This window comes from Bacillota bacterium, assembly GCA_040755295.1.
In the GTDB taxonomy this organism is placed as follows: Bacteria; Bacillota; Desulfotomaculia; order Desulfotomaculales; family Ammonificaceae; genus SURF-55.
The window spans coordinates 240037-252935 of the sequence record JBFMBK010000002.1 but is presented as its reverse complement, the minus strand read 5'-3'; the positions used below and the strand labels follow the sequence as shown (position 1 = coordinate 252935).

Here is a 12899-nt window from a genome sequence, read left to right as displayed (position 1 = left end):
GTTCCCATCCCGAACACGGAAGTTAAGCCCTCCAGCGCCGATGGTACTTGGGTGGTAACGCCCCGGGAGAGCAGGACGCCGCCGGAAAATATTAAAAGACACCCGACAATTAAGCCGGGTGTCTTTTAATTTTATTTTTAGGTGTTAGTTCAGGGGTAATTTGTATTAGGGTTGTTGTTCCGTAATTTCGCTGGATAAGAGCGCGCAAGCCGTTCCGGGAGAAGATTCCAGCATGGCGAGTCTGTCGGCCTCACCGAAAACAATTATTACATCACCGGCCAGGATCTGCTCGTCAGCCCCGGGGTTGGCCATTGTAACGTCATCCCGGACAATTGCCAAGAGTTGAGCGCCGTATTCTTCTTTCAAACGGGATTCCTTTATCTGTTTGCCGGAGAGAAATGAACCTTCTTCTATAAGAAGTTCTTCCAGTTTATACGCTGCGTGACGACGCTCAAGGACGCTGTGTACGAAATCCACCGTGGTTGGTTTCAAAGCCGCCAGGGCCAGCCGCGAGCCTCCGGGGACGCCGACCGCGGTAACCCAATCGGCGCCGGCGCGTTTCAAGCGGGTTATGTTTTCCGGGTGGTCTGCGCGGGCTACAACGCGAATACTTGGGTTCAAGTCCTTTGCGGCCATTGTGATAAGTATATTTGCTGAGTCGCTCGGGAGCGCCGAGATAATACTCCGGGCAAGCTTGATCCCGGCTAACTTCAGTATATCGTCTTCCGTGGCGTCTCCGTTAATTACCATGTAGTTTCGTTCTTTAAGCGCTTCCACGTGACGTTCATTAAGATCGATTCCGACGAAATCGGTCCTTTCGCGTTCAAGCTGTTTTATTGCTGCGGTTCCGGCGCGGCCTAATCCGCAAACGATTATATGGTTTTTCAGTTTCGTAATTTTCTTTTCCATTTTCCTTTCCCTCCAGTAATTGATAATATGTCCCTCAACAAGCGTGGCGACCATTATGGAGGCTGATAACGAGACAAAACCCACCCCAAAGACAATCAAAAGCATTATGACTATTTTCCCTATCTGGGTAACAGGGTGGATATCCCCGTAACCTACTGTAGCCAGAGTGATAACTATAAGGTAGAAGGCGTCAAAAAGCGGCAGCTTCTCAAAGTGAGCCACCAGGAAGGTACCAAGCACACAAATTGCTGCCCCGAAAAAAGCTATAAAGTAGAAGAAACGTAGAGCCGTACGAAAAACCCTTTGGTTGCCGATCCGGCTTTGATAGCGTGGTACGGTCATTTCTGGCCCTCCGAAATAGGAGCTTCTATAAAGTTGTTGCTACCCCTTTTTTTCGGCCGGAAGAGGATAAAATTAACCGGCTTCCGGTTTGTAATACTATACGCAGACTACAGGAATTTGGTTGGTTGAGGGGATCCGGGTGCCTATACCGGTGCTTAAAGGGATTGTAAGAGCCTGTTCTCCGATGCTATGATGTGGGTGAGCTATGACAAATTTAAGCTTTTTATTGGGGGGGTGTGCAAAATGGGTGAGATCAAGGAAGCCGAGCTGCCGGGACTCGGCAAGAAGTATGTTGTGCGGCTGGACAGCGGTGACCGGTTCACGGTTGTCATTTATGATGAGGGCAACCGCGAGTTGTTTTGCTTCGCACCGGAAGAAGAAGAACCCCTCTGTTCAGTAACGCTAACCGATCAAGAGGCGCGGCAGGTCGGCTCCATCATCGGCGGCGCGTTTTACCAGCCGAAGCTTTTGGAAAAACTGGAGTCGGCGATCGCCGAACTCCACATCGAGTGGCTGAAGATAGCGCCGAATGCGCCGCTGGCGGGTAAAAGCATCGGAGACCTGTCACTTCGCAAGAAATACGGTGTTAACATAGTTGCGGTTATCGAAGACGCAGGAAAAGGAAAGAAAAGGACCGCAGCGATCAATCCCGGCCCGGGATATGTTTTCACTCCCGGACAAACCGTCATCGCGGCAGCTCGAAGGGACGCCCTTGAGGAGTTTGAAAGGATGGTGAGCGTCGAAGGAGGGTAATGATTGAACGATTTGCTGTATAATATTGTATTTGTTTTTCTTATGGCCACGGTGGCGGTCGTTTCAGCCCGCAAGTTACATTTTTCTTCCATACCGCTTCTAATTCTTCTCGGTGTGTTATTCGGACCGCACGCGCCCTACGGCGCCGGGTTCGATTTTCGCTTGGTTAAAAGCACAGAATCGGTTGAGTTATTCAGCCGTTTGGGGATGCTGTTGTTGCTTTTCTACCTGGGTCTGGAATTTTCGGCGGGCCGGGTCATAAAAAGCGGGGTCACCATTTTAAAAGGCGGAACCATTTACGTTACGCTAAACTTTCTGCGGGGTGTCGGCCTCGGCTGGCTGTTTTTTCACTCATGGCCGGAAGCGCTTGTTGTAGCGGGTATTACCACTGTTTCGAGCAGCGCTATTGTCACCAAGCTCCTGGTTGAGCTGAAACGCACGGCGAACCCGGAGACGGAATTGATACTGGGCATCATGGTTTTCGAGGACGCCTTTATGGCCGTCTATCTTTCCGTCCTTTCGGGATATTTCCTGGCGCAGGGAACATCGTTTGTTGTGGGCTTAATGGCCGGTTTTATTACGGTGGCTTTTATTTTTGCGGTTCTCGGCCTGGGCCGTTTTATGAGTCCTTATCTTGACCGATGGTTGAATTTCCGCAGCGGGGAACCGCTGATCATGGTGGTGTTTACCCTCCTTGTGATTATGGCCGTAATGGCCGAAAAGGCGGGTGTCACGGAGGCCGTAAGCGCTTTGCTTTTAGGATTGGTTCTTGCTGAGACCTCTCATGTCAAGCGAATCATACAATTGGTAACGCCGCTTCGCGATCTCTTCGGCGCTGTTTTTTTCTTTTCTTTCGGAATGGGAATCGACTGCCGCCAGTTTGCGCCGGTGGCATTGCTCGTCTTGGCCGCATTGGGGGCAACCATAGCGGGCAATTTTATCGCCGGCATTGCCGGCGCTTGGGTTTGCGGTTATCGCGGCAGACCGTTGGTAAACGTAGCCTGTACCCTCTTTGCCCGCGGTGAGTTCGCGGTGATCGCCGCCGGGCTTGCGGGCGCTTCGGGTTCGGCGGGTATTTTGCAGCCGCTTGCCGCGCTTTATATCCTGCTCCTTTCAATCATCAGCCCCGTCCTCGCCAAGAAATCCCGATCGATTTATCTCGGTCTGGATAAGGCGTGGCGGTTGCTGTCACGCCATAAAACAGAATCCTTTGCCGGGTAGCAAGCGCCGGCCCTGTTAACGTCCTTAGCTTTAGAGGGTTGTTCGGCTTCATTTGGAGAACTGTGCCCCTTGTCAAAAGGGGGTGTATTGAACTATAATTATTAGTGCACGCGGCAGTGGCGGAACGGCAGACGCGCTAGACTCAGGATCTAGTGGGCATTACGCTCGTGGAGGTTCAAATCCTCTCTGCCGCACCATAGAAGGAAGTAAAAAACCCCGCAGTTACTGGTTTTACCAGCGGTTGCGGGGATTTTAATTACGGGGCGGTTTGCAGCCGTTTATGCTAAACGCTCCATTTTGTTACCGGCTAATGAAGCGGGGATGTTGCGCCCTGAGTATCTTCGGCGGTCGTGGGCACATTTTGGGCACACGTATAAAGGTGGTTGGAGATCGTTGCTCCGCATCAAGGGTTCCGCGTTTTTATGCGGGGCCTTTTTGTTGTACGGATCCATTAACTGAAGCGCGGCGCCTGCGGCTTGCGTTAATGAATCCCGGTACTGCACGGTGGATTTCCGGACAGGCACGGCGGCGAGGAGCATAACATAATGTTCCCCCAAGAGAACTAAGCGCATTGCATTGACGTCATCTGCTGAGGTGCTTATCATGGTATTAATCCTACGGAAGAAGCTGCTTTTAGCCGCTCAAAGATTACTGACCACCAAAATACCGCCACAACAAGGCCTTGCACTCAGGAACAACCATATCGAATACGCCGGGCGGGACCATGTAATCCTTAAAAACAAATACGGAAAAATCGTTTCCGGTCCCTTCAACCGCGGCATATTTAAGGTCTATATCAGGGGTGCGCATAATAAGGCGCCCTTATTGGAGCATGATTCCTTGACGATTGATCTCTCAAACAAGGACCGTTACGGATGGAAGATGCGCGAAACAAAGGACACCGTGGAATTCACATATGCGCTAACAAACGGCTTGAAAGCCCGTTTGTCGGTTGACGCAGCGAAAGGAACCCTTTCCTTCCTGATCGGTTCGGATTTGGTCATGGCCGAGCCGTTGTCTCCCCAAGTCACCAGGGATTGGCTTCTGGTAAAGAAACATGTTTTATGGCCCGGCGGCGTAAAAGTGTTCGGACTGGGTGAGAATACCCCGCCCATGAACAAAGCCGGTCAAACCATTATCATGTGGAATACTTTTCCGTTGGTCTATAAACAAGGGGTTACCCCGTTATACCAGTCCTGGCCGGTGGTCATATTCCAGTTAACCGACGGACCCGCGATCGGGCTGGTTTTCGACAACCCTAATTACTCCGTGTTTAAGTTTTCGGCGGACGGCAAGAGAATGAAGTATTCCGTCAGAGACAGTGAAATAAGTTACTTCGTCTTGCTGGGGCCGACCATGCCGGAACTGATGCGCCAGTTGACCTCCTTGACCGGCGCGCTGCCTCCTATGCCGAAATGGGCCCTGGGCTATCAGCAGAGCCGCTGGAGTTACACCCCCTCCTCCCGCGTCAGGGAAATCGCGGCGGAGTTCAGAAAAAGGGACATTCCCTGCGATACCATTTACCTCGATATCGACTATATGGACCGGTACAAATGTTTCACGTGGGGAGAAGCCTTCAGCGATTACCTTGAACTGATACGGGAACTGCACGGAAGCGGATTCAAACTGGTCGCCATCCTGGACCCCGGCCTGAAGACCGAGCCCGGTTACGCCCCTTACGAAACGGGCGTCGAAAAGGGGATGTTCGTCCTTGATCCCGGTGGGGGTTATGTGAAAAGAAACGTCTGGGCCGGCCCGAGTTGTTTTCCCGATTTTGTCAACCCCTTGGTTAGAGAGTGGTGGGGGGGAATGGTGGAGGAATTCGTAAAATCCGGAGTGGACGGTATATGGTGCGATATGAACGAGCCTTCCACCTTTGATTTGCGCCGCACGCTTCCCCCGTATGCGATCCATAAGGCGTCCGAAACAAGAAGGCTGCCTCACCGGCAGGTGCATAACGCATACGGCTACCTGATGTCGAAGGCCACCTACGAAGGACTCTTTAGAACCACCCGCTTGCCCTATGTCATTACAAGATCGACCTATTTAGGGGGGCAAAAGTATGCGGTGACATGGACGGGAGACAACGGCAGCGACTGGGAGCATTTCCGGGCGGGCATCCCGATGATCCTGAACCTGAGTCTTTCCGGCCAGCCGGTTGTGGGGCCGGACATCGGCGGTTACCACGGAACGCCGTCGCCGGAACTCTATGAGCGATGGATTCTCCAGGGCGCCTTGTATCCTCACAGCCGGACCCACGCGAGGAGGAATACCGGCGACCGCGAGCCGTGGACGTTCGGCCCGGAAGTGGAAAAAAGCGCCCGCAAGGCCATTAAACTGCGGTACCGGCTTATTCCCTACCTGTATTCCCTTCTCTACGAAGCCGCGTACAACGGCCAGCCCGTGATGAGGCCGATTTTTTACCACGCCCCTGTAAGCCTGACGCTGAACCATCAGGAATTTTATGAAACCGAGTTTTTACTCGGGCCCCATCTTCTGGTTGCTCCCTTGATGGACCCGGCGCCGACCCGGACCTGCTGTTTCCCCCCGGGCAGATGGTACTCGTGGTGGTGCCGCAAGGAGCATGAAGGGGGGGAGGTATATGAAACGGTTGCGGAGGAAGACACCGATCTGCCCCTGTTTATCGGCGAAAATGCAGTCATACCGGTTTACCCGGACCCGCCCTCTTATATACCCGATCGGTCCTTGGACTCCCTTGAAATAATCATCACCCTGAAGGATAGGGCCCAAGGAACGGTTGTGGAGTATTATGACCGTGAATCGCTTCTTGCCTATGAGGTTCGGGCGGGAACGGGCACAGGGCGCATAGAGTGGGAAATCCGTTTAAAACGGTTTGGGAGAACGCCTGCGGGATACCGGCCTCCCAAAACCCTGCATATCCGCTTGAACCACCCGATACGAAAATTAAGGCTTGATTCGTGGTATAGCCATTCCTTGGCGCCCGATCCCATAAATGAAATGTGGACGATGGTTACCATAAATAAACCGACGTTTCCTTTGAAAGGAAGGTTTATTCTTTAAGTAGTCAGTAGTCAGTAGTCAGTAGTTAGAATATAGAATGTAGAATATATAAGTCGGAAGTCGGGAGACGGGACCTGTAACTTGCGGCCGTTTTATTTCTTAAAGAGTTGTCATCTTCCGGCTTTCAGGCTTGCTTTTCTCACGGTTTCCACATATTGCGCCAGGTCGTGGGGCGTAAGCCCGGCGCTTTTCGTCAGGGCTATCAGCGAGGCCCATTCCGGTGACTCCGAGTGGGCGTCGGTAAGCCGCCGGTAACGGTCAAGCGCCGGAGGGTCCTTCAGGAACTTGACGACCACCCCGGCGATGCGGTGCGCGTCGCCGTCTACCGTGACGTCTTTGTTCCCCGGGTTTGCCGCCCGCAGGAGCTTCCTCCCGTCCTGCTCGACGTAGAACCTCACGGTTATTCCCCAATTCATTTCTTTCAATGACGCCGCCACAATCCGGCCGGAACGTAACTCTGCGGGGGACGCGTTCCGGCAGATGGCTATATCGCCGTCCGCAACGCCTGCGCGGGACATGTTATTTCCGGCCACACGCACCGCGAAGTCGGCCTGAATGCCGGAAGGAACCTCGATATACCCGCCAGCCGGCTCGACATCCGTTGTCCCCGGTGTGACGGCAACCAACAGCGGTATCCTGCTCCCGAGGGCCGGAAGTCGATAGGGCGCCCCGGTTTCTTCCTTTAAACGATCAGGTTGTTCGACCGCCTTGCGGGTTGGCGAATAATCCGGCCCGGCGTCAGGTTTTTGGACGTCGGAAATATAACCTACGGCAGCCATTAGTTCTTCGAACGACACTCCCAGGAATGGGGCAAGTTTTTTCAGGTTTTCGGGCATCGGTTTTACGTCGCCGCGCTCCCACCTGGCGACCGTGGAATGATCAATGCCGCATGCGCGGGACAAAGCCCCCTGGCTTTCGTAACCGGCCTTTGCACGTTTTTCCTGTAACCAAATACCGAATATGCCCTTGCCCAATGTCCAATCACCCCTGATTATTATAAACGCGTCGTCGCACGGATGCAACGATAGATTGTCATAAAACAAAACTTTTAATAAATTATTGCATTTGAACAGGGATTGTGATAAGCTTGCTTTGCACGAATGCGACAATAGATGGTTGTAAGACCCCAGGAATCAGATAGAAACGCCTGCCGATATTCAAGGACAGGCGTACGAGCCGCGGCCGGGGCAAAGGGCCTCGACCGGGGCGGGTTCTTGTTACGGGTGGGAGGTGTTTTCGTTGAACGTGCAGATCTGTCCCGTGTGCGGGGCGGATAATTACAGTGCGTCAACCCAGGGCAAATGTTACGAATGCGGGACAGACCTGAGCGGCGTGCCGGCGGAACCTGCCGGGAGGGGGAGTCTTAGTCGGAAAGCGCCCAAGACAGGGAAGGATGATCCGATTGTCATCCCTACAAAGCGTCCCAGTAAAATAAATAAAGGTCTTTCAAAGTAATTCAGCATTTTACCCAAGGCATTTGCTCTGTTTAGCGGTTTTGCAGTTGTATTTCTGTGGCGACCGTACAGTCACTCGTTAATGGACGGGTGATTATTTTATATGTCGAGCTTTTTTATTAAAATAAACCTGTAAACACCGCAGTCGTGCTTCCATCAGGTCGAAATCGTAATACAAAGCCGGTCCGCCGGTTATCCTATAAGCCACCGGTTTTTTACGGGACGGCGGAGGATCGGGTATGGCTTATAAAAAGGTTCCTGTATGGGTTGTTGCGATCGTATGTGTTTTTGCCCTGTTGCTCGGCGGGGCGACGGCCTTCTATGTAGAAAGAGGCAAAAGACCGGAATCCGCAAAGAAGCCGAGCGTTACCCAACCCGGTACCGTTCAGAAACCCGAAACAGTCTCAGAGCCCAAAACGGCTCCCAGCCCGGCCCCGTCTCCGACGCCCGCCCCGGCGACCCCGGTTCCCGCACCGGCGCCCACGCCTACTCCCGCTCCGACTCCGACTCCTGCTCCGGACACCGGGCAGCCGTCCCAGCCCCCTGCCCCTCAAACTCAAAGGGTAATCGGCGTTTATATAGGGCGCGTTGATAATAACTTCATACAGGTAAAGGTTGACGAAGAGGCCAAGACCTTCCTTTATCCGATAGGACGCGGTCAGGAATTCTATACGGACGACGATGTCAGTATAGACTATTATGTAAACGATAAAGCTCAGCTCGTAGTCGCAAACATACGTTATCTTTCTCCCACCTGGAACAAACCCTGAACGTGTAATACCACTCTGACGTCAAACCCCATAATTGATATGTTCAAAAAAAAGTCAGTGTACAATAACGACACATATCGACTATTTATAACCACTCATGAGAATAAATACTTCCTGTATAATTAAGAAATATGCTGGAATATGACGATATTTGTTGGTATAATAAAAATGTATGGAAATAAAAGTAACTATTTGCTCGCTTGGTCATAAGTAAATGGAATGTGAGCCATTAGAAAGGACGAAAGTGGTTCATTCAGGAGAACGAGGGGGTGCAGGCGCCAAGAAGAGACACTATTACACCTCTTGTTTATATCGTTAATCACCTGACTATGGAGGGAGGATTACTAAATGGCGGAGTGGCGGAAGAACGCTACAGACAATAAGGTTGTCGGGGAAGAAGGAATGCTTGCCGCCCTGGAGCGCAAAGGGATTTCCCGCCGGGATTTTCTGAAGTTTTGCGGCGTTATCGGCGCTGTGCTGGCTGTTCCGGCAGAAGGGATCGGCAGGATCGCCGAGGCGCTGGCATCAGTCCGCCGGCCTTCGGTAGTATGGCTGGAATTCCAGGATTGTGCCGGGTGCAGCGAATCGTTCCTGCGCGCTTCCCGCCCGACTGCCGCTGAGATCGTGTTGGACGTGCTGTCGGTGGACTACCACGAAACGATCATGGCGGCGGCGGGACGGCAGGCGGAAGAAGCTAAGGAAGCAGCGATCAAGACCGGCGGGCACCTCGTTATCGTGGAGGGCTCTATCCCCACCAAGGAAAACGGTCTTTACTGCTGCGTAGGCGGACGGACCGCGATGGAACTGCTGTCCGAGGCAGCCAAGGGCGCCGCCGCAATCATCGCTGTGGGCAGTTGCGCCTCTTTCGGCGGGCTGGCCGCCGCAAAACCAGATCCCACCGGCGCCGTGGGCGTGCGGGACCTGGTCAAGGGCGTACCGGTGATAAACCTTCCCGGGTGCCCCGTAAACGCGGTGAACATAACGGCAACGGTGGTTCATTATCTCACCTACGCATCATTACCCAAACTGGATGAATACGGCAGACCTTTGTTCGCATACGGCAAACGGGTCCACGACAACTGTGAACGCCGCGCTCACTTTGACGCCGGTCAGTTCGTCGAGGCCTGGGGGGACGAGGGGCACCGGAAGGGCTGGTGCCTGTACAAAATGGGCTGCAAGGGCCCCGAATGCTACAGCAACTGTCCCACCGTCAGGTGGAACGAGGGAACCAACTGGCCGGTAGGCGCCGGCCACGGCTGCATCGGCTGCACTCAGCCGGGTTTCTGGGACGCGATGACGCCCTTCTACCGGCGGCTGCCGAATGTACCGGGTTTCTCGGTGGAGTCCGGCGCGGATAAGATCGGGATCGGTCTTGCCGCTGCCGCCGCCGCGGGGGTCGTTACACATGTGGTAGGGACCGCGGTGCGGCGGAACAAAGCAAAAGCCGAAGAGAACAAAGATAATAGTTAAGGGAGGGGTAAAATGTGCCCAAGATTGTAATTGACCCCGTAACCCGTATCGAAGGACACCTGCGGGTCGAAGCGGAGGTTTCGGGTGGAAAAATCGGCGAGGCGTGGAGCAGCGGCACCATGTTCCGCGGGATCGAAACCATCCTGAAGGGACGCGACCCGAGGGATGCTTGGGTTTTTACCCAGCGGATATGCGGCGTGTGCACGACGGTTCACGCCATCACCTCCGTGCGCGCGGTGGAAGACGCCCTCGGCGTCCAGATCCCGCCGAACGCACGGATGATACGCAACATCATCGAAGCGATTCAGTACGTTCAGGACCACGTCATCCACTTCTATCACCTGCATGCCCTGGACTGGGTCGATATCGTCAGCGCGTTGGACGCGGACCCGGATAAAACGTCCCGGCTGGCGCAGTCCGTCTCCGACTGGCCCAAGTCCAGCGCGACCTACTTCAAAGGAATCAAAGAACGCGTCGCGGCCTTCGTAAAAAGCGGGCAGCTGGGTCCCTTCGCGAACGCTTACTGGGGGCACCCGGCGTACAAGCTGCCGCCGGAAGCCGATCTCATGGCCGTGGCCCACTATCTGGAGGCGCTGGAGTGGCAGCGGGAGGTCATTAAGGCCCACGCGATCCTCGGCGGCAAGAACCCGCACCTACAGACGTACCTGGTAGGCGGGATGGCCGGCGCGGCGGACCCGAACAGCCAGGCGGCGCTTAACGCCGACAGCATCGCCAATCTAAAAGGGCTTTTCGCCAAAGCAAAGGAATTCGTCGACAAGGTATACCTGCCGGACGTGCTGGCGGTGGCGCCGTTCTACCTGGAATGGGCGGGCATCGGCGAGGGGTTGGGCAACTTCCTCTCCTACGGCGACTTTCCGCTTACCGATACGCGGGACAACGACAATCCCGGCAACCTCTTCCTGCCCCGCGGGGTTATCCTGAACCGGGACCTCGGTAAGGTTCATCCGGTTGATCAGGAGAAGATAAACGAGTACGTAACGCACTCGTGGTACTCTTACCAGGATGACGGCAAACCCATGCACCCGTGGCAGGGGGAGACCAAACCCAAATATACGGGTCCCAACCCGCCTTATGAATCCCTGGACACAAAGGGGAAGTACTCGTGGCTTAAAGCCCCGCGTTATGACGACAAAGCCGTGGAAGTGGGGCCGCTCGCGCGGATGCTGGTCGCTTACGCCTCGGGACATGAAAGGGTGAAGTACTGGGTGGACGCCGCGCTGTCGAAGTTAGGCGTCGGGCCGGCGGCGCTCTTTTCCACGCTGGGCCGGACAGCGGCCCGCTGCATCGAAACGGTGGTGATGGCCGAGCAACTGATACCGTGGACCGACGAACTGGCGGTCAACCTCGGCAAGGGAGACCTGCGCATCCACGAGCAAAAGCACTGGGAACCGTCCACCTGGCCCGCCGAAGCGGAAGGCTGGGGCTGGACGGAAGCGCCCCGAGGCGCGCTGGGCCACTGGATAAGGATTAAAAACGGCCAGATCGAAAACTACCAGTGCATCGTGCCCACCACCTGGAACGCTTCCCCGCGGGACGCCGGCGGTCAACCCGGCGCGTACGAAGCGGCCCTCAAGGGCACCGAGGTTGCGGATCCCGATAAACCGTTGGAAATTTTGCGCACGATACATTCCTTCGACCCGTGCATAGCCTGCGCGGTTCACCTTCTGGAACCCGGCCGCCGGAAACAGTAAGCGTGTACGTTAAGGGGGGAGAATAAATGCAGAAGCGAGTTCTTGTATGGGAGGCCCCGGTACGGCTCTTTCACTGGGTTGCGGTGATCAGTATGTTTTCGTTGGCGGTTACCGGCTACTATATAGGCTTCCCGTTCCTCACAGCGTCCGGTGAAGCCTCTTCTTCCTACCTGATGGGCTGGATGCGCGCCGTTCATTTTGTGGCGGCGTTCGTCCTCGGTATAGCCTGCTTGATAAGGCTCTACTGGTTTTTTACCGGCAACGAATACGCCCGGTTCCGGGATTGGATCCCTGTCGGCGGTGTGCGCCGGAGCTTATTTTGGAGGCAGGTCAAGTACTACCTCTTCCTCACGCGAAAGCGCCCCGAGGTTCTGGGACACAACCCGGTGGCGGGACTCAGTTACCTTATCGTATTGCTGCTGATCCTGGGTCAGGGCCTGATCGGCTTCGCCCTCTATGCGGAAGCGTACCAGGACGGGTTCTGGCGGAGCGCGTTCGGCTGGCTGCTGCCCCTGTTCGGCAACCAGAACCTGCGTCTGACGCACCACCTCCTGATGTGGGTCTTCGCCGCTTTCTTGATTGTCCATCTGTATATGAGCGTCCTGGCGGAGATCGAGGAGCGCAACGGCACGCTGACAAGCATGTTCGGCGGTTACAAGACCGAAGAACAGCCGGATGCGTACCGGGACCTTGCCTACAGGGAAGCCGCCGCCGTCGGCGAAAAACCCGAAGACTAAGACCATTAAGCCGCATTAAGGTTCCCAAAGCCCGGGATGGCGAAAAAAGCCGGTCCGGGCTTTTTACGTTGCACCGTTTTCCCTATACCACCCGAACCGGGTGGTTTATTTATTTAAGGCGTGGCTTGAAAAATAGGGAAGTGGCCGTAAAAATATGTCGCATCTTGTATTATTATGCGGAGGTTATGCGGCTTGAACAGGATTATCGGTAAAAGGATTATGGTCCTTGGGTCGCCGGAAAAAGAACGGGAGTACGCCGAAACAGTCGCCTCCCTGAACGGCAGGATGCTGCCGCTTGAGGAGGATATAAGCGCTGCGGAATTGCTCGTGGTGATTGAAGGAGAATGCGACGATTTAAAAAACCATCCTTTGTTGGAAAACGCAAGGAATCAGAATAAACCCATCCTGCACGTGCCGCGCAGCGGTTCTTTCAATAAATCGCTGATCTTAGGCGTGATTACCGAATAACCCCTGTTACCTCACACCCAT

General features: G+C 54.6%; 10 protein-coding genes, 1 tRNA gene and 1 rRNA gene. 10 read left to right on the top strand and 2 right to left on the bottom strand.

Translation table 11 applies throughout. The annotated features are described in order from the left end of the window. Positions 1-87 (top strand): 5S ribosomal RNA (gene rrf / locus AB1500_03095); the annotation flags it as partial. Between the two features lie 78 nt (positions 88-165). Here rrf and AB1500_03090 read toward each other — a convergent pair. After that, positions 166-1251 (bottom strand): potassium channel protein, encoded by a 1086-nt coding sequence (locus AB1500_03090; GenBank protein MEW6182149.1) that lies wholly within the window; start codon positions 1249-1251, stop codon positions 166-168. Between the two features lie 243 nt (positions 1252-1494). Here AB1500_03090 and AB1500_03085 point away from each other — a divergent pair, with 243 nt between their 5' ends. From AB1500_03085 to AB1500_03070, 4 genes are all read left to right on the top strand, one after another. After that, positions 1495-2004 (top strand): cation:proton antiporter regulatory subunit, encoded by a 510-nt coding sequence (locus tag AB1500_03085; GenBank protein ID MEW6182148.1) that lies wholly within the window; start codon positions 1495-1497, stop codon positions 2002-2004. A 3-nt stretch (positions 2005-2007) separates the two neighbouring features. Beyond that, complete coding sequence (locus tag AB1500_03080) at positions 2008-3225, top strand: cation:proton antiporter (GenBank protein ID MEW6182147.1); 1218 nt, start codon at positions 2008-2010, stop codon at positions 3223-3225. 110 nt (positions 3226-3335) lie between these two features. Continuing rightward, a tRNA-Leu gene (locus AB1500_03075) sits at positions 3336-3422 on the top strand. Positions 3423-3828: 406 nt separating this feature from the next. Continuing rightward, positions 3829-6267: a glycoside hydrolase family 31 protein gene (locus AB1500_03070; GenBank protein MEW6182146.1), complete on the top strand. Its 2439-nt coding sequence runs from the start codon at positions 3829-3831 to the stop codon at positions 6265-6267. Between the two features lie 110 nt (positions 6268-6377). Here the strand turns inward: AB1500_03070 and AB1500_03065 are convergent, their stop codons facing one another. Beyond that, positions 6378-7241 carry a S24 family peptidase gene (locus AB1500_03065; GenBank protein MEW6182145.1) on the bottom strand — a complete coding sequence of 288 codons (864 nt, stop codon included), beginning with the start codon at positions 7239-7241 and terminating at the stop codon, positions 6378-6380. A gap of 719 nt (positions 7242-7960) precedes the next feature. Here AB1500_03065 and AB1500_03060 point away from each other — a divergent pair. The 5 genes from AB1500_03060 (at position 7961) to AB1500_03040 (ending at position 12878) form a co-directional block, all read left to right on the top strand. Then, on the top strand, positions 7961-8491 hold the full coding sequence (locus AB1500_03060; protein MEW6182144.1) for a hypothetical protein: 531 nt from the start codon (positions 7961-7963) through the stop codon (positions 8489-8491). A 402-nt stretch (positions 8492-8893) separates the two neighbouring features. Beyond that, a complete protein-coding gene (locus AB1500_03055) occupies positions 8894-9961 on the top strand; it encodes a hydrogenase small subunit (GenBank protein MEW6182143.1) in 1068 nt (355 codons plus the stop codon). Positions 9962-9975: 14 nt separating this feature from the next. Continuing rightward, positions 9976-11673, top strand: a complete 1698-nt coding sequence (locus AB1500_03050) for a nickel-dependent hydrogenase large subunit (protein MEW6182142.1) — start codon at positions 9976-9978, stop codon at positions 11671-11673. A gap of 26 nt (positions 11674-11699) precedes the next feature. Beyond that, positions 11700-12410: a Ni/Fe-hydrogenase, b-type cytochrome subunit gene (gene cybH, locus AB1500_03045; protein ID MEW6182141.1), complete on the top strand. Its 711-nt coding sequence runs from the start codon at positions 11700-11702 to the stop codon at positions 12408-12410. 192 nt (positions 12411-12602) lie between these two features. Then, positions 12603-12878, top strand: a complete 276-nt coding sequence (locus AB1500_03040; protein MEW6182140.1) for a hypothetical protein — start codon at positions 12603-12605, stop codon at positions 12876-12878. Positions 12879-12899: the final 21 nt, after the last annotated feature.

Excerpts from the sequence above, each read along its gene's own strand:
- AB1500_03090 (MEW6182149.1), bottom strand. The coding sequence starts at position 1,251 with ATGACCGTACCACGCTATCAAAGCCGGATCGGCAACCAAAGGGTTTTT.
- AB1500_03055 (MEW6182143.1), top strand. The coding sequence starts at position 8,894 with ATGCTTGCCGCCCTGGAGCGCAAAGGGATTTCCCGCCGGGATTTTCTG.
- AB1500_03085 (MEW6182148.1), top strand. The coding sequence starts at position 1,495 with ATGGGTGAGATCAAGGAAGCCGAGCTGCCGGGACTCGGCAAGAAGTAT.
- cybH (MEW6182141.1), top strand. The coding sequence starts at position 11,700 with ATGCAGAAGCGAGTTCTTGTATGGGAGGCCCCGGTACGGCTCTTTCAC.
- AB1500_03070 (MEW6182146.1), top strand. The coding sequence starts at position 3,829 with ATGGTATTAATCCTACGGAAGAAGCTGCTTTTAGCCGCTCAAAGATTA.
- AB1500_03060 (MEW6182144.1), top strand. The coding sequence starts at position 7,961 with ATGGCTTATAAAAAGGTTCCTGTATGGGTTGTTGCGATCGTATGTGTT.